At 53.4% G+C, this 19,827-nt stretch carries 18 protein-coding genes and 1 pseudogene; 10 read left to right on the forward strand and 9 right to left on the reverse strand.

Annotated features, from left to right (window positions below; all coding sequences use genetic code 11):
• Positions 1-12: 12 nt before the first annotated feature.
• Complete coding sequence (locus M0651_RS05170) at positions 13-531, forward strand: ClbS/DfsB family four-helix bundle protein (RefSeq protein ID WP_248550775.1); 519 nt, start codon at positions 13-15, stop codon at positions 529-531.
• 21 nt (positions 532-552) lie between these two features.
• Here M0651_RS05170 and hprK read toward each other — a convergent pair whose 3' ends face one another.
• Complete coding sequence (gene hprK / locus M0651_RS05175) at positions 553-1,470, reverse strand: HPr(Ser) kinase/phosphatase (protein WP_248550776.1); 918 nt, start codon at positions 1,468-1,470, stop codon at positions 553-555.
• An 18-nt stretch (positions 1,471-1,488) separates the two neighbouring features.
• The gene (locus M0651_RS05180) at positions 1,489-2,283 is read right to left on the reverse strand and encodes an AAC(3) family N-acetyltransferase (protein ID WP_248550777.1); all 795 of its coding nucleotides are present in this window, start codon (positions 2,281-2,283) and stop codon (positions 1,489-1,491) included.
• Between the two features lie 207 nt (positions 2,284-2,490).
• Between M0651_RS05180 and M0651_RS05185 the strand changes: the two genes are divergently transcribed.
• From M0651_RS05185 to M0651_RS05200, 4 genes are read left to right on the forward strand one after another with little or no spacing between them, the layout of a single operon-like run.
• Positions 2,491-3,576: an iron-siderophore ABC transporter substrate-binding protein gene (locus tag M0651_RS05185; RefSeq protein ID WP_248550778.1), complete on the forward strand. Its 1,086-nt coding sequence runs from the start codon at positions 2,491-2,493 to the stop codon at positions 3,574-3,576.
• Positions 3,573-4,610: a FecCD family ABC transporter permease gene (locus M0651_RS05190; RefSeq protein ID WP_248550779.1), complete on the forward strand. Its 1,038-nt coding sequence runs from the start codon at positions 3,573-3,575 to the stop codon at positions 4,608-4,610. The genes M0651_RS05185 and M0651_RS05190 overlap by 4 nt, the downstream gene beginning before the upstream one ends.
• A complete protein-coding gene (locus tag M0651_RS05195; protein ID WP_248550780.1) occupies positions 4,607-5,638 on the forward strand; it encodes a FecCD family ABC transporter permease in 1,032 nt (343 codons plus the stop codon). The genes M0651_RS05190 and M0651_RS05195 overlap by 4 nt, the downstream gene beginning before the upstream one ends.
• A complete protein-coding gene (locus tag M0651_RS05200; protein ID WP_248550781.1) occupies positions 5,638-6,456 on the forward strand; it encodes an ABC transporter ATP-binding protein in 819 nt (272 codons plus the stop codon). The genes M0651_RS05195 and M0651_RS05200 overlap by 1 nt, the downstream gene beginning before the upstream one ends.
• Here the strand turns inward: M0651_RS05200 and M0651_RS05205 are convergent.
• A complete protein-coding gene (locus tag M0651_RS05205; RefSeq protein WP_248550782.1) occupies positions 6,441-7,289 on the reverse strand; it encodes a sugar phosphate isomerase/epimerase family protein in 849 nt (282 codons plus the stop codon). The two genes, M0651_RS05200 and M0651_RS05205, sit on opposite strands and share 16 nt — an antisense overlap.
• Positions 7,290-7,715: 426 nt before the next feature.
• Between M0651_RS05205 and M0651_RS05210 the strand changes: the two genes are divergently transcribed.
• The 5 genes from M0651_RS05210 to M0651_RS05230 all read left to right on the forward strand — a co-directional run bounded on the left by M0651_RS05210 (position 7,716) and on the right by M0651_RS05230 (position 12,860).
• The gene (locus M0651_RS05210; protein WP_372490885.1) at positions 7,716-9,944 is read left to right on the forward strand and encodes a bifunctional 2',3'-cyclic-nucleotide 2'-phosphodiesterase/3'-nucleotidase; all 2,229 of its coding nucleotides are present in this window, start codon (positions 7,716-7,718) and stop codon (positions 9,942-9,944) included.
• Between the two features lie 222 nt (positions 9,945-10,166).
• Complete coding sequence (locus M0651_RS05215; RefSeq protein ID WP_248550784.1) at positions 10,167-11,042, forward strand: EAL domain-containing protein; 876 nt, start codon at positions 10,167-10,169, stop codon at positions 11,040-11,042.
• Positions 11,043-11,094: 52 nt separating this feature from the next.
• Positions 11,095-12,042, forward strand: coding sequence for a GGDEF domain-containing protein (locus M0651_RS05220; protein WP_248550785.1), 948 nt, complete (start codon positions 11,095-11,097; stop codon positions 12,040-12,042).
• Positions 12,043-12,172: 130 nt separating this feature from the next.
• Positions 12,173-12,634 (forward strand): DUF4405 domain-containing protein, encoded by a 462-nt coding sequence (locus tag M0651_RS05225; protein ID WP_248550786.1) that lies wholly within the window; start codon positions 12,173-12,175, stop codon positions 12,632-12,634.
• Positions 12,600-12,860 (forward strand): hypothetical protein, encoded by a 261-nt coding sequence (locus M0651_RS05230; RefSeq protein ID WP_248550787.1) that lies wholly within the window; start codon positions 12,600-12,602, stop codon positions 12,858-12,860. The genes M0651_RS05225 and M0651_RS05230 overlap by 35 nt, the downstream gene beginning before the upstream one ends.
• Before the next feature lie 499 nt (positions 12,861-13,359).
• Here the strand turns inward: M0651_RS05230 and M0651_RS05235 are convergent, their stop codons facing one another.
• From M0651_RS05235 to M0651_RS05260, 6 genes and pseudogenes are all read right to left on the reverse strand, one after another.
• Complete coding sequence (locus tag M0651_RS05235; RefSeq protein WP_308195463.1) at positions 13,360-13,632, reverse strand: pyridoxamine 5'-phosphate oxidase family protein; 273 nt, start codon at positions 13,630-13,632, stop codon at positions 13,360-13,362.
• Between the two features lie 506 nt (positions 13,633-14,138).
• Positions 14,139-14,331, reverse strand: a pseudogene (locus M0651_RS05240) (IS1182 family transposase); the annotation flags it as partial.
• Between the two features lie 116 nt (positions 14,332-14,447).
• Positions 14,448-14,933, reverse strand: a complete 486-nt coding sequence (locus M0651_RS05245; RefSeq protein WP_248550790.1) for a pyridoxamine 5'-phosphate oxidase family protein — start codon at positions 14,931-14,933, stop codon at positions 14,448-14,450.
• Positions 14,934-15,276: 343 nt separating this feature from the next.
• Complete coding sequence (locus M0651_RS05250) at positions 15,277-17,661, reverse strand: phosphoketolase family protein (RefSeq protein ID WP_248550791.1); 2,385 nt, start codon at positions 17,659-17,661, stop codon at positions 15,277-15,279.
• A 256-nt stretch (positions 17,662-17,917) separates the two neighbouring features.
• Positions 17,918-18,646: a GntR family transcriptional regulator gene (locus M0651_RS05255; RefSeq protein ID WP_248550792.1), complete on the reverse strand. Its 729-nt coding sequence runs from the start codon at positions 18,644-18,646 to the stop codon at positions 17,918-17,920.
• Between the two features lie 232 nt (positions 18,647-18,878).
• On the reverse strand, positions 18,879-19,811 hold the full coding sequence (locus M0651_RS05260) for an SMI1/KNR4 family protein (protein ID WP_248550793.1): 933 nt from the start codon (positions 19,809-19,811) through the stop codon (positions 18,879-18,881).
• Between the last annotated feature and the right edge of the window lie 16 nt (positions 19,812-19,827).

Here is a 19,827-nt window from a genome sequence, read left to right on the forward strand (position 1 = left end):
GAATCCGATTCCATGCAAGTATACGCCAATAAACAAGCTTTAATCTCTGAAATCCAAAAAACCGCTCAGCTCTTTATCGCGGAGTTCGAGGGAATCCCCGAAACGGATAAAGCCTTGCGGTTGGAGGAAGTGGACCGTACGCCGCAGGAGATGATTGCCTATCAGCTGGGCTGGATCAATCTCATCCGCGGGTGGGATCGCGATGAACTGGAAGGCAAAGAGGTCGTTACGCCTGCGCCCGGATTTAAGTGGAACCAATTGGGTGGTTTATATCAAAGCTTCTACGACCAGTATCAGGACCAAACCTTGTCCCAACTCAAGGCGTTGTTTATGGCGGCTGTCGATGAGCTGACGCCCTGGCTTGAGAGTTTCAGTGATGAAGAACTATTTACGCCGGGAGGCAGAAATTGGGCCGCTTCAACCCCCTCCAACTGGCCGATTTGGAAATGGGTTCACATTAACACCGTGGCGCCCTTTAAATCCTTCCGCAGCAAAATCCGCAAGTGGAAGAAAGTACGCTCGTTGATGTAGTTTAACGGGGCTCCCCAGCCCCTACGACCCCATCTCCCCTTCAATCCGCTTCATAAAGTCCTCCGCGGCGCTGTAGCCCAGCTGCTTCAGGTACCAGTTGTTCGCGGCGGCCTCGATCAGGCCGGTGACGTCCCGGCCCGGCTGGAGCTGGATTTCGATATGCGGGATTTGGACGCCTAAGTATTCCGTAAACTGCGGCACCGTCTCCAGTTCATTGTTCAAGGCATTTTCCTTCCATGGCACCAGCTCAATGTCCAATACGATCCGCGTCTCATCTTGAAAAGCCCGCCGCCCATACTGGCGCACCACGTTAATCAGTCCGATGCTGCGCAAGGCCAGGAATTCACGGGTTGTCTCGTTATGGGTTCCGAGCAGCGTAGTTGGGCTTAGTTTCTTCAACACCACGATATCGTCCGCAACAAAACGGTGCCCCCTGCGGATCAGCGTATGCGCCGTTTCGCTTTTGCCGATCCCGGATTTGCCCCGAAGCAGGATGCCGATGCCCGATACGTTCACGCACACCCCGTGGATCGAAATCTCCGGAGCCAGCGCCTTGACCAGATAACCGTCTAGCTTGGCGATAAACTCCGTCGCGGTCTCCTCCGTACGCAGTAGCGGAATTCCCTCCTTCTCGCAATATAGCTCCAAATAAGGGATCTCTTGCTGCCCGGACGTTACGATAAAGCAAGGAGGGTGATATTTGACGATGTTCCCGATATGCAGCTTGCGTTCCTCCACGCTTAACGTGAGCAGGTAGTTGATCTCCTTACGGCCCAACACCTGTACCCGATTCATTGGAAAAAAATCAAAATAACCCACGAACTCCAGCCCCGGCCGATGCGCCCGGGGACGATCCACCTCGCGATCCATGCGCTCCTCGCCCGCGAGGACCTCCAGCCGGAACGTGTCCACCAGCTTCTTTACCGTGATCGTCTTCATCTGATTCTCCTCCTGTTATTAAATGTGCGATGTCGTCCCCATCCAGCGCTCCGGGTTCTTCAGCGGCTCATTATCGGAGAACAAATCCGGCTCCTCCCTTAACATTTCCGTGATGACTTCCGCCACCGCGGCCGCATCGCAGACTCGAACTACCGCATCCCCCAGTTTTCCCTTACGCATCGCGCCCCGATTCTCAAGAACTTCTTCGACTTTCCAAAAATGCTCCGACCAAGGCAACCCGCAATGCCTGCGGGATGGAACGGGTATCTCCGTGCCGTCCGGCGTAATTGAGATTAACATCTCAAGGTCGTCCGTCATTCTCCCCGGGATATCCGCCCATTCCTCGACACCATGGATGAAGGTATTTCGTTTCAAATCTACTCCGACCAATAGAATCGTCGCTTGGCGGTCAAACAGCTTGCCCCAAGAGGAGCCGCGAGCACACGGGGTATCGAAAAGATGATCCTCCGCTGTAAACGCCTTGGCCTCCCGCCCTAACGCCGCCACTGAATGGGTAGGATGCCATGAACGCACGACCCCTGGCCTTTTGCGGAAGAGTTCCGGCAGAATGCCGACACACACCGGAGAATGCTCAACCTCGAACCGAGGTTGGTCCTGATTGATGTACGACCAGGTATGCGTAGGCAACACCAGCAACCCCTGCTCCATATATTCTGTAAGCGCATCCAACACCGTGTCTGCGCCACCTTCAACTTCACCTAAACTCTTCATAGATGAATGAACGAGTACCGTTCCGGTACCGTCCAAACCTAGCGTCTCTAGTTGATGGATTAAACTCTCCTTGGTATGCATCTATGATTCTCCTTCGTCGATTATTCCCTACTCCCTCCACGTTAATATGAGATCGAAATAAAGTCAAAAGGCTGGGGGATGCGAATTATTTTCCATTTTATGATTGACACCCTCCCCAAGGAGACGGTATATTTATTGACATTGATAATCATTATCAAATAAGACAATAGAAAGTACATATCATACATAGAAGGATGGGGTTTATACATGAACGTGAATCGCAAACTCTCTTTAAAATCTTTATTCATTCCAGTTCTGCTGATCATTGCGCTGGTTGGCTGTTCCTCCAATCAAACGGCGAATGAGCCGGCTTCCAATACGACTGCAACGAATAGCTCCACAACTACCGACACGACGGCGGCGGCTCCTGCGGAAACTACCGAATACCCGATCGTGATCAAACACGCGCTTGGCGAAGCTGTGATTGAGAACAAGCCGGAGCGGATCGTGACGATTCAGTGGGCGAACCATGACGTTGCTCTAGCGCTGGGTGTGGTTCCCGTAGGTTTCTCCGCGGCGAACTTTGGCGTTCAGGACGACAGCGGATTGTTGCCTTGGACGGCAGAGAAGCTGAGGGAGCTTGGTGCAACCGATCCGAACGTATTCCAGGATACCGATGGTCTGGATTTTGAAGCCATTTCTGATGCGAATCCAGATGTCATTCTGGCTGCCTACTCCGGCATCACGCAGGAAGACTACGACACGCTGACTCAAATCGCTCCGGTCGTCGCCTACCCGAATGCTCCTTGGGCAACAACTTGGCGTGAGCAAGTTATATTAAATGCCACCGGTATGGGCATGAAGGCCGAAGGTGAGCAGCTGATTAAAGATACCGAGGATATGGTCAAAGAGAAGTTGAGCCAATATCCACAAATCGAAGGCAAGAAGGTCGTTTGGGTCAACTTCTCGGCCAAAGATATGTCGCAATTGCATATTTATACGCCAGTCGACTCCCGCGTCTCCTTCTTGTATGAACTGGGGATGGAGTATCCCGCAAGCGTGACGCAACAAATTACGGATCCATCCAGCTACTCCCTGAAACTTAGCGCGGAGAATGCCGGAGCGCTGAACGATGCGGATCTGATCGTGGGATATGGCAATGACGAGCTGTACCAAGCCATTAAAGCTGATCCATTGCTTGGCAAAATCCCTGCGGTCGCCAGAGGCTCCGTTGCCTTCATCGACAGCGATACGCCGCTTGTTGCAGCCGGAACGCCGAATCCGCTCTCGATCGCTTATACGATTGATGAATACTTGAAATTGATCGGCGCAGCTGCCGATAAGGTACAATGAGCCATTCGGAGCTAAAAAACAAACAACCTGCCTTACACCTGCCGCGGTATTTTACCGCGGTTCTGGTGATTTTTCTGGCCTTGCTCGGCGTATGCGTCATCGCTTCTCTGGTCTTGGGCTCCAAGGCCGTGAATGGGCAGGCCTTGATCGACGGGTTGTTTCATCCGGATATCGACTCCTTTGAAGCCAATATCGTACGTAAACGAATTTCCCGGACCGTGTTCAGCTTGTTCTGCGGGGCCGCGCTGGGGGTAGCCGGTTCACTTATGCAATCGGTTACTCGCAATCCGCTGGCGGACCCAAGCATCCTGGGCATCAACACCGGAGCCTCCCTATTTGTGGTTTGCGGGATTGCGTTCTTGAACATCAGCACCGCCAATCAATACATTGGGTTGGCTTTGGTTGGATCCGCCGTAACGGCGGTGTTCGTGTTCGGGATCGGTTCGATGGGGCGTGGCGGAGCCACGCCCATTAAGCTTGTGTTGGCGGGTGCCGCCACCAGCGCCGCGTTATCCTCGCTGGTCACCGCTATTATGATCCCGCGCTCCTACGCTATGGACCAATTTCGGTTCTGGCAAGTTGGAAGCGTCGGATCGGGGACCTGGAGCGGGATTGGCGCATTTCTTCCGTTTCTGATCATCGGCAGCCTCGTCGCCTTCCTAACCGCTCCCGCGCTGAATGCACTGGCCCTGGGAGACGATGTGGCCACCGGACTCGGTGTTCGGACAGGGACGCTGCGGTTGGTTGCGGCGCTTGCAGGGGTCCTCTTATGCGGTGCAACCACGGCGCTTGCCGGACCGATTGGTTTTATCGGCCTGCTATCGACTCACCTCGTCCGTCTGATCCTGGGGCCTGACCTCCGGCTGGTGATCCCGATGTCCGCGATTTCCGGAGCCATCATTTTAACCCTATCCGATGTTCTCGGCAGGCTAATCGGCAGCCCTGGGGAGCTAGAGGTTGGCGTTGTTACCGCATTTATCGGGGCACCTGTCCTCATCTTATTAGCGAAGAAAGCGAAAGTGCGTTCATTATGAGAGATCAAGCGCTTGAATGGATTATGGCGGGCCGACGTCAAAGACGCCGCCGTTGGATCGTTGTCACCAGTCTTTTAGCCGCATTAGCTATTGCCTTATGCTGCGCGATGCTCCTGCTGGGGAATACCATCTACCCGGTGAAGGAGGTCATTCGCGCGCTGTTGGGAGAACAACTCAAGGGCGTATCCTTCGCGGTGAACACGATACGCTTGCCGCGGATGCTGGCGGGGTTATTCGCTGGATTTGCCTTCGGGATCGCCGGGTATACCTTCCAGACCATGCTGCGCAACCCCTTGGCCAACCCGAATGTCATCGGCATCACCTCGGGGTCTAGCGCGGCGGCGGTATTTTGCATCGTTGTCCTGCATGCCAGTGAAACGCTGGTGTCGATCGCTTCGGTGATTGCCGGGCTTGTTACAGTCACGATCATATATCTGTTATCGAGGGGCAAAGCCTTCTCCATCGGACGTCTCATTCTGATCGGGATTGGGCTTCAAGCCATGCTCGATGCCGTGATCTCCTATCTGCTGCTGGTGGGTGCGCAGCAGGATATTCCCGCCGCGCTGAGATGGCTCACCGGCAGTCTGAACGGATCGCAGCTGCGGGAGCTGCCTCCTCTTGTGGCGGCGGTGTTTGTTTTTGCGCCCGTCATTATCATGTTAGGCAAACATCTGGATCTATTGGAACTCGGCGAACAATCGGCTTCCTCTCTCGGCGTTGCCACAGACAAGACCCGGATCATTCTGATTTTGAGCTCCGTCTTCATGATTGCGATCGCCACCGCGACCACAGGGCCCATCGCCTTTGTCTCTTTCCTGGCGGGACCGATCGCGAGAAGGTTGACGGGAGTTGGCTTCTCCAACGTCATACCGGCAGGCTTAGTGGGGGTGAATCTGGTGCTGGCGGCGGATCTCATCGGGCAATTTGCCTTTGAATACCGCTTCCCTGTGGGCATTATAACCGGACTCATCGGAGCGCCGTATCTGATCTTCTTGCTGATCCAGATGAACCGAAAGGGAGAATTGTAATGAAACCGACGCATGTTTTTCAGGCTGAACAGTTAGTTGCGGGTTATGAGAACAAGACGGTCATCCATGGGGTAGACCTGGTGATTCCCAGCCATCAAATCAGCGTCATGATCGGAGCCAACGGCTGCGGAAAGTCCACGCTTCTGAAGTCGCTGGCTCGATTGATCAAACCCACTTCGGGTAACATTACGCTCGATGGGAAGCCGCTGGCAAAAATCCCGCCAAAGCCGCTCGCCCGCATTCTCGGGCTGTTACCGCAATCCCCCATTGTTCCGGAAGGCATTACTGTTGCGGATCTCGTGGGGCGGGGAAGGTTCCCGCATCAATCTCTGTTCGGCGGATGGACGAAGAAGGATTACGAGGCCGTGGCCGTAGCGATGCGGATCATGAATATTACGGAGTATGCCAATCACCATATTGATGAGCTGTCCGGAGGTCAGCGGCAACGCGTCTGGATTGCGATGGCCCTCGCGCAGCAGACCGACATTCTGTTTCTCGATGAACCGACCACGTTCCTGGACATTACGTATCAAGTCGAGATTCTCGATCTGCTCACCGATCTGAACCGGCAACAGGGAACAACCATCGTGATGGTGCTTCATGATATCAATTTGTCCGCGCGGTATGCGGATCATATCTTTGCCCTTCATCAAGGGAAGCTGGTGGCTGAGGGAAAACCGGAAGAGGTCATTACGAGCGAGCGGGTGAAGGACATTTTCGGACTCGATTGTACGGTCATCAAAGACCCCGTATCGGGGTCTCCGCTCGTGGTGCCCAAAGGGCGTTATCATTTAAACGAAGCCTATATACCTTCCTGAGCGACAGGTTTCGCCGCCGCAACTCTCCCCTTCCGTACAAACCGTGCGGCAGCGACGCACTGCGCCTCCGTCACCGCCTCGAGAGTGACGAAGCCGCGGGGTTTATGCTGCTCCAGCAGCTTCCAGAAGAGCGGATAGTTTAGCTCCCCTAGGCCTGCGGCAGTTTCGATGAGTTCGCAATTGGCGCCGCACCGCAGATCCTTGGCATGAGCGCTGACGATACGCGGCCCCAGCAGGTCGAAGGCCGTTTGGATGACTTCGTCCTGGCGGATAAAGTTATCGGCATTCATTAAATTGCACGGGTCGACGACGACGCCTATGCAAGAGGATGGGAATCGTTCGAGGGTTTGCGCCATCGTCTCCGGCGAATCGATCAAGTGGCCTTGAGCGGCTTCTAGGCCGATGGTCACGCCCCATCGTTCCGCTTCTTCGACCAGCTCCTCCAATGCGTGGTCGAGGCGCTCCCAATATTCCGGCAGGCGGCTTAAGTCCGCCGGCTTCCCCACCTCGGTCGCCACGATCGGCGCCCCGAATTGCCGCGCATGGCGCAGATGTTCCTTGAACCGGTCCACGTTGTGCCGGTAACTCTCCTCTTCCAAGTCGATCAGGCTGGCATAGCAGCCTAATACGGCGATTCGTACCTGGTTGTCCGCAAACGTGCCCCCGATCTCGGAAGCCAATCCCGGGCTGATTTTGCCCAGCGAGACATCCACATCCGAAATCGCCTTCGACAACGCCAACTGTACATACGAGAAATCAAATGCCCCTACCTTCGCCGCCAGCTCCCGAAAGGGCTGCTTCCCGAGCAAATGTGCTAGAATGCCTACCGACACTTAACATTCCTCCTTTGGGTTCATTTCATAGGTACGCCAATAATATAGGATACATTCGACTTCTATCGGTAAACTCCTGTGTGTATATACCGACGGCCCGATCCCCATTAACGGGTTAGAAACCAACGGTAATCTATTCGATTTTTCATATCCAATTTGAACAAAACACCGGAAATGGCCGATTGTATGCGATTTTTCATATAGATTTCCCGTTTCGTTGGTCCAAAGCGCAAATTATTTATGATTTTTCAGATAGAATGCTCCACCACCCTCTGCACAATCTGTTCATTCCACGCACGAAATAGAAATTTCCCCCATGACAATCCCTACCAATTCATATAAAATATTAAAGTCAATTTAAAATATTTCTTCGGCACAATTTTTCGCACGACGCATGTCAGGGAGTACCCAAAATTCGAAGGAGGAATGAACTTGAACAAACCTCGCAGTCCGAAATTCATCCTGATCGCATCCCTGTTAGCAGCCAGTTTGGCGGCCCTGCCGTTCTCGGCATCCGCGGCGGACGGAACCGGAGCGGCGACCGTCGAGCTCCGTATCCTGGAGACGACCGACCTGCACGTGAACATCGTCAACTACGACTACTTCGCGGACAAACCAACGGACGAGTACGGCTTGGCCAAGACGGCAACCTTGATCAAGCAAGCCCGCGCGGAAGCGAAAAACAGCCTGCTCATCGACAACGGCGACCTGATTCAAGGCAACCCGCTGGGCGATTACGTCGCCACGGTGGACAAGCTGCAGGAGGGCGAAACCCATCCGGTCTACAAAGCGATGAATTTGCTCGGGTATGACGCCGGCAACTTCGGCAACCACGAGTTCAACTACGGCCTCGACTTCCTGAAGACCGCCGTCAAAGGCTCGGACTTCCCTTACGTCAACGCCAATATCTACCTGGACGACAAGGATCAAGACCCTTCCAACGACAAGAACGCCTTCACCCCGTATCTCATCCTCGACAAAGAGGTGACCGACAGCACGGGAGCGAAGCACAAGCTGAAAGTCGGAATCATCGGTTTCGTACCGCCGCAGATCATGTCCTGGGACAAGGCGCATCTGGAAGGCAAGCTGATCACGAAGGATATCGTGGAAACGGCGAAGAAATTCGTGCCTCAGATGAAAAAAGAAGGCGCCGACCTCATCATCGCGGTGCCGCATTCCGGCTTCGAGGACATCCCGCAAACGCCGCTGATGGAGAACTCGGTCCTATACCTGAGCAAAGTGGAAGGCATCGACGCGATCCTGTTCGGCCACGCGCATAAGGTGTTCCCGGATGCCTCCTTCGAAGGCAAGACGGGCGTCGACCTCTCCAAAGGCACGATCAACGGCGTACCGGCCGTCGAACCGGGGTATTGGGGCAACAACCTCGGGATCATCGACCTGACGCTGGAGAAATCCGGCGATGCCTGGACGGTGAAGAACTCCAAAGTGGCCGTGAAGCCGATTTACGACACCGCCAACAAGAAGCCGCTGGTGGACGCCGACCCGGCGATTTGGGATGCGATCCAAGAGGATCACGAGCATACGCTCGAGTATGTCCGCGGTCCGGTGGGCAAGACCAGCGCGCCGATCAACAGCTGGTTCGCCCTGATTCAGGACGATCCCTCGATCCAAATCGTCACCAACGCGCAAAAATGGTACGTAGAAAAGCATCTGCAAGGCACAGAATATGAAGGCGTGCCGGTGCTGTCGGCCGGAGCTCCGTTCAAAGCCGGCGGACGCCAAGGCGCGAACTACTATACCAACATTCCGGCAGGCGACATCGCCATCAAGAACGTGGCCGACCTGTACCTGTACTCCAACACAGTGAACGCCGTGCTGGTGACCGGCGCCGAGTTGAAGGAATGGCTCGAATGGTCTGCCGGGCAGTTCAACCAAATCGATCCGGCCAAGACGGAAGCTCAAGAACTGGTGAACTATGACTTCCCCACCTACAATTTCGACGTGATCGACGGCGTCACGTATCAGATCGACGTGACGAAGCCGGCCAAATACGACGCCAAGGGCGGCGTGTTGAACGAGAAATCCAGCCGGATTGTCAACCTGTCTTATAACGGCAAACCGATCGATCCGGCGCAAAAATTCGTTGTCGCCAGCAACAACTACCGCGCGTCGTCCAGCAAATTCGCGAACCCGGACGGCAAACGGATCATCCTGGCCTCGCCGGATGAGAACCGCCAGGTGATCATCGACTACATCCGCGAGAACGGCACGATCAATCCGACCGCCGACGGCAACTGGTCGCTCGCTCCATTTGGCAAGGCCAACGTCACGTTCGCCACTTCGCCTGCCGCCAAAGAGACGGCTGCGAAAGCCCGCAACCTGAAGTACCTGGCCGACACGAAGGACGGTTATTCCACCTTCCAGCTGAGCTCGACTGCCGAGTCGGCCAACCCGACGCCGACGCCAGCACCGGCTCCGGCTCCAGCACCAGTACCTACGCCTGAACCCTCGCCGGCACCGGCTCCCGCTCCGGCAGCCGGAACGGACACCGTCTACATCGTGAAGAAGGGCGACACCCTGTACGACATCGCGCTGGAGCACGGCACAACGTGGCAGGCTCTGGCTAAATACAACAAACTGTCCAACCCGCATCTGATCCGGATCGGACAGAAGATCTTGATTCCGGTGCAATAAGAATTCTCAGGGCGCAGCCCGGCAAGAGAGCCGCCTTAAGCGGGTCGCCATTCGACCTGCCGGCGGCTCTTTTCTTTTTACAGCGGCGGCCCGGGCTAGATTTTACATTGCGCTAACGTTCCGTTTACGCTAAAAAAGCCGGATCGTGATACGATCGGACTATAGAGACAAGCCTTGCGAAGTCCCGGTCTCGATTATATGGGCCTAAAGGATGAATCCGACATGAAAACGCCGCTCTCTCCCTCCGAGGCGAACAGCGGTCTGTATCATTACATGACCTATTTGTATCACGCCACCCGGCAGTATTGGCTGTCTTGCCGAAGGTTTCATGCCTTGCAGCAGATCATCCGCAACCAAACCTTGACGACGTATTTCCAACCGATCCTGAACTTGCAGGATGGAACCTGCCTCGGGTATGAAGTGCTGAACCGTCCGCCGGTGTCGGCTTTATTTCCTCATACCGAGTCTTTTTACGACTTCATTGGGCGTACGGACCAGGTGTTTGCGTTCGAACGTTTTTGCCGCGACATCTCTTTCAACCGGTTTCGGTTCGCCTTGATCCGGTCGCGCAAACCCGCGGACACCCTCGCCTTCGTCAATATCCATCCGCAAATGCTGTCGGACCCCGGTTACCGAAGCGGTGAAACCATCCAGCTGTTATCCCGGTACGGCTTGTCGCCGCAGCAGGTCGTGTTCGAGTTAACCGAGAAGCAGGCGGTCCATGACTACGTGGCCTTCGAACGCATCCTTTCCCATTACCGCTCTCAAGGGTTTCGCATCGCGATCGATGACGCGGGCTCCGGCTACAACAGCCTGAAAGCGATCGTAAGCTTGAAGCCCGAATTCATTAAAATCGACAAGTCCCTGATCCGGCATCTGCACCTTCACCCTAATCAACAGCGGATCGTGAAGCTGCTTCAGGAGTTCGCGGCCGACTCCGGCACGCATATTATTGCCGAGGGGATCGAGGAGGCGGAAGAACTCGCGTTTCTGCAGAGGGAAGGGATCGTATACGGGCAAGGTTATGCGCTCGGCAGACCCGCCACGGAAATGGGAACCGACATTTTACCGCTAAGGCTGAAGGAACTGGCACACTGATAGTTCCACTATTTGCGCGAATGAGCACGGCAACGGTTGGATGAGAAGGAAGGTGTACGACTTGTTGACGAACATCGGCGAAATTACGGAGACGATCCCGATCGTCGCTCCCGACACGAAATGCGGCTTGGTCAACCATCTTTTTAAGCAAACCCCCAAACTGGAAGGCATAGCGGTAGTTGACGAAAACGGTCGTCCAGCGCTATTGATGCGAGCTCGGTTCTACCAGCTACTGGGCACACAATACGGCTACCAGATCTATATGGGCCGCCCCGTCAAGCTCGTCGTAAACCCTCATCCACTCGTCGTTGAATGGGACGAGCCCATCACGGAAGTCAGCATCCGCGCGATGAACCGTTCTGAGGAAGAGCTATACGAAGGCGTTCTGGTCCTGCTGGACGGGAAGTTGCATGGTTTTGTCAGCATCCGACGCCTGCTGTTGGAAGTAGCCAACATCCGCGCTGAGATGGCGAGTTTCCTAAACCCCCTGACCGGGCTCCCCGGCAATCGACTGATCGACGACCGCCTGCAGCAATCTTCCGGGCTGGAGGAATTCAGCGTCCTCTACATCGATCTCGATCATTTCAAATCCTATAACGACAGTTACGGCTTCAAAATGGGCGACGCGCTCATCCAGGCGACGGCGAATTTGCTGCGTGAGCCCTTCTCCGGCCAGGGGTCTTTTCTCGGCCATATTGGCGGGGATGATTTCATCGCCATCTTGAACCATCACAACTATCCCGACGCATGCACCAAAATCATCGACGGCTTCGAAGCCCTGAAGAAGGAGTTCTACAGCAAAGAAGATCTGAGGAACAACTACGTCCTGGGCGAGGGACGTTCTGGCGTTTATGGCCCGATTCCACTCGTATCGATCTCTATCGCCGTGGTAACAAACCGGACCCGCAACTTCGAGAACATGGAACAAATCGTTGAGGAAGCCACCCGAATGAAGAAAATTTGCAAATCCCGGCCCGGCAGCATCAGCATCGCCAATTAGTCACTCGGTCGATCCCTCCTTAACCTTCGGTTCATTGTGATGTGCCCCTTCCCGTTTTTAAGGTTCATTAAAAGTTCGCAGAGTATCCTTGGTCCAGATAAAGAACTTCGCCAAGGAGGCTGAATAGTCCATGCAGGAACGACAGACCCCACCGCGGGACCGTAAGAATAAACGAATCATGTACGTCAAATTCGGACTAGATCTGCTGATGGCGTTGACGTTTGTCCTTTTCTTTAACAAACAGGTGCTGGGCGGGCTCCCCTTCCATGAAATCGCCGGTGTCGCCATGGGCGGCGCGATTCTGACCCATATTTTGCTGAATTGGCGTTGGGTAGCCAAGATCACGATGAAGCTCTTCGACCGAAAATTGCCGCTCAAAACGCGATTCATCTATGTCCTGAATTTGCTTCTGCTGGCATCCATGGGATTCGTCATCATCAGCGGCATCTTCATCTCCCGGGTGGTATTCCCCAATATCCATCTCGGCAACGAGTCCTGGTTTAAAATGACCCATATGTCCGTGTCCTACCTCGTCCTGATCCTGGTAGCCATGCATATTGGCCTGCATTGGCGAAAGACCCGAATTACCTGAGGGGGATGAAGGAGGATCACACGAGGGATTCGGCCGTTTCGGGAAACCCGATGGCGAATTTCGAGGCGAAGGCCGCGGCATCGGATCGGTCGGATCGGGTCCGAACGTATTGGGCGTAATCGCCGAATACTTGGGAATCATCGCCGTAATGGTCATCGCCGTGTATTACCTGGAGAAATGGCTGATGAAGCGAAAAGCCCTTCGGAAGCCGCCACTCCGTAACTAATTAGGATAGAAAAAGAGCAGGGTCGATCTTCGCCCGGTCGTTGACCACTTCCTCGGTCCCTCGGGGGATTAGGGCAACAAATCTATGAGTAGATTAGGGGAAAAGGGCTTATCCTAGGTACGATAAAGGGAAGTGTCAAGTCGAGTGCTATTTAGGAGGAATCGGGTTCTCAAAGAATAAAACTAACACTATTATCATGTGATTCTTATGGGTTTAGTAACAAAAACAAAAAAGACGTTCAGACATGAACAGTCTTTTTTGTTTGTAATAATTATCCTTTGTCCTTTATAAGTAGTACCGTAACAATTAGTGATATCAATATGATTAAACCTATACTGACCATTTGAATAACATTATTATATGGTTCATTTAGGTTTATGACTTGAAAAATGACATCTTTCAATAGAAAGAAAAGAATTTTAAATATCCCCCAAAACACTAAGATGTAAATTAACGACTGCTTAACAACTTTGATAATATCACCATCTTTATTGTGAAATTAAATACTTGTCGATACTCTCAGCAACCTCACCACTGTCTTGATAGATAATAACCTCCTCATATAAATTACATAATATCCCAAAAGAATGGAAACAATTCCATCATCCTGACCAAGGCCGGCAAGCTCGAACCGAAGCGTAAGAATCCCCCCATGTAAGACACGTAACGTTAAATATTGTTTGAGTTGGGTGAATTTGTCCGTCCGCACTTTCGTCAGGAACCACAGATCCCCGTCGAATTCAACCTCCTGGGTTTTCATAGGACGCGACATCAGCCCTTCCTTCGTGACGGTGGTCAGTATGGCGATCTCGATTCCATGATCAATTTCCGTACCCTCTTCGCGACTTCCTGGTGCGCCGCTTAGTTGTTATTCATAACTAACTAGTTACTCCATATGGGTTATTGAGGTGGATAGGAACTGATGGTTACCCGCTAGGGTGAACTGAAGACGAAAAAAACAAACAAAATAAACCCACATGATCTCATGGGGCTGCCTGCGGTAGCAAAGTAAGGTCCAGGCCTTTTTATTTTCTATGGTCAAGCCTGCCGCCGAGCGCGAAATATTGCATTCCATATAACATTCGGGGCTCGGATAAACCAAAGCGGTCGGGGCTGTCCCAGAAGGTAGTAAATCAGAATCAAATTACCCAAGAGACTGATGAACTTTTGTAGTGTCGCTTTCGAATCTCATTTCCACTTTCGTTCTATTCTTTGTTATCCCGGATGAACGTCAATTTCTGACCCGTCATACAGATCCAGCTGTCCTCGGCTTTGTCATTGAGTATAGGCGTAGATGAGGACTTCAGTAAGCATCTTGGTCTCGTCCTCCACCAGGGTGAGCGGAGGCGAAGATACTGACATTGGTTTGATTTACGGCGGCATTAACTACACGCACGACATGACTTTGTAGGATATCTTCTTCTAAATCCAATAGCAGGCAAAGCTGATCCATGGTATATTGAATGTACAAAAGAAACCTCTCCTTTATGAATGGTTGCTCGACACTTCCATTTTTCAAGGATTGGTTTCTTTTTGTTTAACTAAATGAAAAAGAGGGACGTCCCTTTTTTTGCGAAGTCCACCGGTCTACAGCTTCACCGTCTTGTTCAATTCGGCTTCCGTCTCCTTGCCGGTCAGCTGGGAGAACATGCGCTTAACCATTTTGACGAGATTGCCCGTTTCCCAGTATTCCGCTGCCTCGGCCTTCACTTTGATCAGGACTAGACTCGGGTCATCGCTGGTGGTGTGCAGGAATTTGGCATAGGCCGCATTCCAGAACTGGTCGATCTTCGCCCGGTCGTTAACCACCTCGGCAGTTCCGCGTACCGAAACGTAGGAGTCCCCGACATATGATACGTTGACCTTGGGGTGCTGCTTGAGTTGGGTGTATTTATCCGTCTCCTCTTTCGTCAGGAACCAGAGGTCGCCGTCGAATTCGACCTCCTGGGTTTTCATCGGTCGCGACACCAGCCCTTCCTGCGTGACGGTCGTCAGCATGGCGATCTCGATGCCTTTGATCAACTTCCGGACGGTCTCCACGGCTTCCTGGTGCGCCGCATGGTCGGTTGTCATATCTAGTTCACTCCATATTGGTTATTGGGGGTGGGTGGTTGCTGCTAGCTACCCCGTTAGGGTGAACCGAGAAGGGCAAAATTAACCATTCAGCGCTCTGGCGGCGGAACAAATGTTGTATTAGTTGCAACATTTCCGCCCCAATTCCCCATTAACTGGCCGATTTGTTGCAGAAAGTGCAGCATTTGACGCGATGTCGGCGGAAGTTATGCTGATTTGTTGCAGAAATTGCAGCATTTCACCCTATTCAACCCTTCGGCGTGCCGAAATGCTGCAGTTAATGCAACATTTCGAACAAAAAGCCCGCCCCCCCATAGGGGAGCGGGCTTCATCGTACATCTGCTTACTTCAGCGGTTTCCAAACCCAGTTTTCCACTTCCGGCAGGTCGATGCCTTCCTCGCGGATGTAGGCGTGGTGCTTCTTCACCATCGCATCCATTTCGTCGGCGATCGAAGCGTATTGCTCGGCGTTCGGCAGGTTCAAGACCGCTTCTTTCACCAGGTCGAACCGGTCCATTTGGTTCACTACGCGCATATCGAACGGCGTTGTGATGTCGCCATTTTCGCGGTAGCCGTGTACGTGCAGGTTATGGTTGTGGCGATCAAAGAACAGATCCTTGATGAGGCCTTCATAACCGTGGAACGCGAACACGACCGGTTTATCTTTGGTGAAGAATGCGTCGAATTCAGCATCGGACAAGCCGCGCGGATCGAGCTTCTGGCTTCTCAGTTTCAACAGGTCGACGACGTTGATGTAACGGATTTTCAGATCCGGCAATTTCTCATGCAAGATGCTGATCGCCGCCAAGCTCTCCATCGTTGGCTCCGTACCGGAGGAAGCGAATACGATATCCGGCTCGCCGCCTTTGTCGGTGCTGGCCCAATCGATGACTTTCAAGCCTTTTTCCACCAATTCAGCTGCTTCATCCGCCGTAAACCATTGCGGACGCGGATGCTTGGACGAGACGATCAAGTTGATCTTCTGACGGTCATTTAGGATTGTATCAAACACAGCCAGCAGCGTATTGGCGTCCGCCGGCAAATACTCGCGGATGAATTCCGGCTTCTTATCGGCCAGATGGCCCAGCAAGCCCGGATCTTGGTGCGTGTAGCCGTTGTGATCCTGTTGGAACACCGTGGACGTTGCCACAACGTTCAAAGACGGGATCTTTCCGCGCCAGCCATGATCCGTTGCTTTACGCAGCCATTTAAAGTGCTGGGTGATCATCGAGTCGACCACGCGCAGGAATGCTTCGTAGCTGGCGAAGAAGCCATGGCGACCGGTCAGTACGTAACCTTCCAACAAGCCTTCCGCCTGATGCTCGGACAGCTGCGAATCGATGACGCGACCATAGGAAGCCAGGAATTCATCGTTTGGCTCCTTCACGGCGTCCAGCCATTGGCGTTTGGTGACGTCGAACACTGGTCCGAGGCGGTTGGACATCGTTTCGTCTGGGCCGAAGATGCGGAAGTTCTTGTTCGTTTCGTTCAGTTGCACAACCTCGGCCACATATTTGCCCAACACGGCCATGTCCTGAGCGACAACTTTCCCCGGTACGGAGTTATCCAGCGCATAATCCCGGAAATTCGGGAGGCGCAGATCCTTCACCAGACGGCCGGCGTCGGTAACCGGATTTTTGCCCATGCGGCGGTTGCCCTTCGGCAGGATTTCGGCGAGTTCGTCTCTCAAGCGACCGTTCTCGTAGAACAGCTCTTCCGGACGGTAGCTCTTCATCCATTCCAGCAAAGCCGGAGCGTGTTGCATGTTCTTCTGGTCTACCGGAATCGGTACTTGGTGGGCACGGAACGAATTTTCGTTTGGTACGCCGCCCCATTCCTTCGGTCCCGTCCAGCCTTTCGGGGAACGGAATACCAGCATCGGCCATACTGGACGAGTAGCGTCCCCGGTTTCGCGCGCATGCTTCTGGATGGCTTGGATTTTCTCCACGATCGTGTCCAGTGCCTTCGCCATCGCCGGATGCATGAACTCCGGATCTTCGCCTTCAACGAAAATCGGCTCCCAGCCCATGCCTTTGAAATAGGCGGTCATTTCCTCGTTCGTTTGACGGGACAGGATCGTTGGGTTACTGATCTTGAATCCGTTCAAGTGCAGGATCGGCAACACCGCTCCATCTGTAATTGGGTTGATGAACCGGTTGGAGAACCAAGATGCTGCGAGCGGCCCGGTTTCGGCTTCCCCATCACCAACCACAACCGCCGAAATGAGATTCGGGTGGTCCAAAATCGCGCCTGCGCCATGCGAAAGCGAATACCCCAATTCCCCGCCTTCATGAATCGACCCCGGCGTCTCCGGCGCCGCGTGGGAAGCAATCCCGCCCGGGAAGGAGAACTGCTTGAACAGCTTCTTCATTCCTTGAAGATCCTGCGTAATCTCCGGATAAATTTCCGTGTAGCTGCCGTCCAAATAAGAGTTCGAAACCATGACCTGTCCGCCATGCCCTGGTCCTTCGACGTAGAACATATCCAGATCATATTTGCAGATGACCCGGTTCAGGTGGGCGTAAATGAAGTTTTGGCCCGGAATCGTGCCCCAGTGCCCGATCGGCTTGACCTTTACATCCGAATCCTTCAACGGCTCCAGCAGCAGCGGGTTGTCCTTCAGGTACAACTGCCCCACCGAGATATAGTTCGTTGCGCGCCAATAAGCGTCCAGCTTGGCCAGATACGTTTTGGAGGAATAATCGACTTGCGTCATCGTAAATGCCATTTCTTCCACTCCCTTTGTTTTTCTATTTGTATTTTGTTCGGTGCATCTCTATTGTGAATATTTTCACCTATAATTATATAATAGCGTCCTTTTCAAAAATTGATACGGTCCAATTACGTGAAATATTGAACATAGTATGAAAATTGATCGGTCCACCCTTTCATTCGCCAGTTCTTTTAGCATGTCCACTTCGCCTGTCAGCGCATAAAAAAACAGGCCGAACCGAGGTTCAGCCTGCTTGGATGTCGTCCGATACTTATTTCTCCTGTACCGAAACAAACGTATTAAACTTCGAATACTTGTAGTGAAGCCGCATATGGGAGAACTCGAACGGCGTACCGTTATCCAGGAAAAAGATTCCCTCCATAATGCTGACCGGTTCATTCGGTGCCAAATGCAGAAGCTCCTGATCCTGCGAATCGGACGGCTCGGCGTAGATCGACAGGAACGATTTGGTTACGGCCAGGTTCCGCGAATTCTCCAAATAGTTGAAGATCGAACCTTCGATGATCGTCTGGTTCAGGTCCTGCACGATTTTAATCGGGATATACCCCGTTTCGATCATAAACGGCTCCTCGTCGAAGAGGCGAAGCCGAACAATTTTGTACACGAAGTCATGCGACTCCAGGAACAAATCGCGTTGCAGCTCCTCCGTCGGCGGAATCACCTCGAAGCTAAGCACCTTCACCTTCGGCTTCTTGCCATGCATCTGGAAGTTGTCGGTGACCCCAAGATTGGAGCCTTCGTAGTTGAAGATCGACTCGTTTTTTATGTATAAGGGATTAATGAACGTGCCCGAACCCCGTTTCTTAAAAATAATCCCGTCATGCTCCATCTTCGTCAGCGCGCGTTTCACCGAGCTGCGGCTCACCTGGTACGTCTCGCTCAGGCTGCGCTCGTCCGGCAGTCTCATATTCGCAAACTGTCCGGAGAAGATCTTCTCCTTCAGGTCGTCGATAATTTGCTTATAGACCAATTGTGCCATGGGGTACCTCTCCTTCCCTACTCATTCTACCCCTTTTTGGCGGAACGAGGAACTCCTTATTCCCTGTCTTCAAGAAGCCGTGAGGGATTATGTATGAAAATTCGAGTATAATTCACCAGTTCTGGCGATTTCGGAGGAATATGTATGAAAAATCGAATCCATGCGGTAAAAAGCCGCCGGGATTGGAATCCTGGCGGCTGACTTGTAAGTCTAGGCTTGGCGGTTAACCTTGCTAATGCGCCCCGGCCGTCAACCCGCGGACAAACGCCTCGAAGCTCGGCGCCAGGCGGGTGACTTTCTTGCTTGCCTTCTCGACATAAACCACTTCGGGTTCGCCGTCGTTGGCAGATTCGCGGTAGTCGAGCATGACGACCCCCGCATCCGACGGCGTATCGCAGAGGACAACGCCGAATTCGGGATATCCCTCCCGCTCGATCGTCGCGCGGCTTCCGGCGGCTCCGCACAGCGAATGCGGCTTCTCACGCCCAATGCCCATGAGGCCCAAAATTTCGACGGTCTCGCCGGATTCGCTCCGGATGAATCGGCCCCGGGGGATTCCGCCATTATGTACTTTCATCAGGTTGACATAGAAAGACGGCAGCCGGAAAACAAGCGACTCCTCCACAGACTCAATCAACGCGTCCGTTGGCGGTGCGGAGACGTACTTCTCCGCCGCAGGATTGCCGTCATCCCAGAAGCTCGCCGCGTCGAAGTCACCTTCGAAGACAACCGGCGCCGCCGGGGTTTGCCCGGCTTCCGCCGCTACAGACGCTGACGTCTCTGGAGCCGCTTCCGCGCCCTCAGCCTCGCTCTCGGCGGTTTTTTCCGCGATCCAACTCAGGAATTCCAGGGTATCCTCATCTTCCGGCTCCAACCGATCAGCGTTCTCGAATGCCGTCCGCGCTTCGCCATACCGCCCCAAATAGTAATAAGCCAAGCCGATCCGGTAATGCCAAAGCGGGTCATCCTGCCCCTCCGCAGCAACAGTCCGGAACTGCTCGACCGCTTCGTCATACCGCTCCAGATTGTTCAGCGCGCGCCCTAAATGGCTAACGAGTTCATAGTCTCTTTCCTCCGCTGGCACATCCTTGACGGCTTGAACGATCTGTTCATATTCATCTTCTTCATGCCACGTTTGCAGCTGTTCCAACAATTCTTCTCTCATCGATTGGCCTCCCAAG

Source organism: Paenibacillus mellifer, from assembly GCF_023195895.1.
GTDB lineage: Bacteria > Bacillota > Bacilli > Paenibacillales > Paenibacillaceae > Fontibacillus > Fontibacillus mellifer.

Excerpts from the sequence above, each read along its gene's own strand:
- M0651_RS05170 (WP_248550775.1), top strand. The coding sequence starts at position 13 with ATGCAAGTATACGCCAATAAACAAGCTTTAATCTCTGAAATCCAAAAA.
- hprK (WP_248550776.1), bottom strand. The coding sequence starts at position 1,470 with ATGAAGACGATCACGGTAAAGAAGCTGGTGGACACGTTCCGGCTGGAG.
- M0651_RS05180 (WP_248550777.1), bottom strand. The coding sequence starts at position 2,283 with ATGCATACCAAGGAGAGTTTAATCCATCAACTAGAGACGCTAGGTTTG.
- M0651_RS05185 (WP_248550778.1), top strand. The coding sequence starts at position 2,491 with ATGAACGTGAATCGCAAACTCTCTTTAAAATCTTTATTCATTCCAGTT.
- M0651_RS05190 (WP_248550779.1), top strand. The coding sequence starts at position 3,573 with ATGAGCCATTCGGAGCTAAAAAACAAACAACCTGCCTTACACCTGCCG.
- M0651_RS05195 (WP_248550780.1), top strand. The coding sequence starts at position 4,607 with ATGAGAGATCAAGCGCTTGAATGGATTATGGCGGGCCGACGTCAAAGA.
- M0651_RS05200 (WP_248550781.1), top strand. The coding sequence starts at position 5,638 with ATGAAACCGACGCATGTTTTTCAGGCTGAACAGTTAGTTGCGGGTTAT.
- M0651_RS05210 (WP_372490885.1), top strand. The coding sequence starts at position 7,716 with ATGAACTTGAACAAACCTCGCAGTCCGAAATTCATCCTGATCGCATCC.
- M0651_RS05215 (WP_248550784.1), top strand. The coding sequence starts at position 10,167 with ATGAAAACGCCGCTCTCTCCCTCCGAGGCGAACAGCGGTCTGTATCAT.
- M0651_RS05225 (WP_248550786.1), top strand. The coding sequence starts at position 12,173 with ATGCAGGAACGACAGACCCCACCGCGGGACCGTAAGAATAAACGAATC.
- M0651_RS05235 (WP_308195463.1), bottom strand. The coding sequence starts at position 13,632 with ATGTCGCGTCCTATGAAAACCCAGGAGGTTGAATTCGACGGGGATCTG.
- M0651_RS05245 (WP_248550790.1), bottom strand. The coding sequence starts at position 14,933 with ATGACAACCGACCATGCGGCGCACCAGGAAGCCGTGGAGACCGTCCGG.
- M0651_RS05250 (WP_248550791.1), bottom strand. The coding sequence starts at position 17,661 with ATGGCATTTACGATGACGCAAGTCGATTATTCCTCCAAAACGTATCTG.
- M0651_RS05255 (WP_248550792.1), bottom strand. The coding sequence starts at position 18,646 with ATGGCACAATTGGTCTATAAGCAAATTATCGACGACCTGAAGGAGAAG.
- M0651_RS05260 (WP_248550793.1), bottom strand. The coding sequence starts at position 19,811 with ATGAGAGAAGAATTGTTGGAACAGCTGCAAACGTGGCATGAAGAAGAT.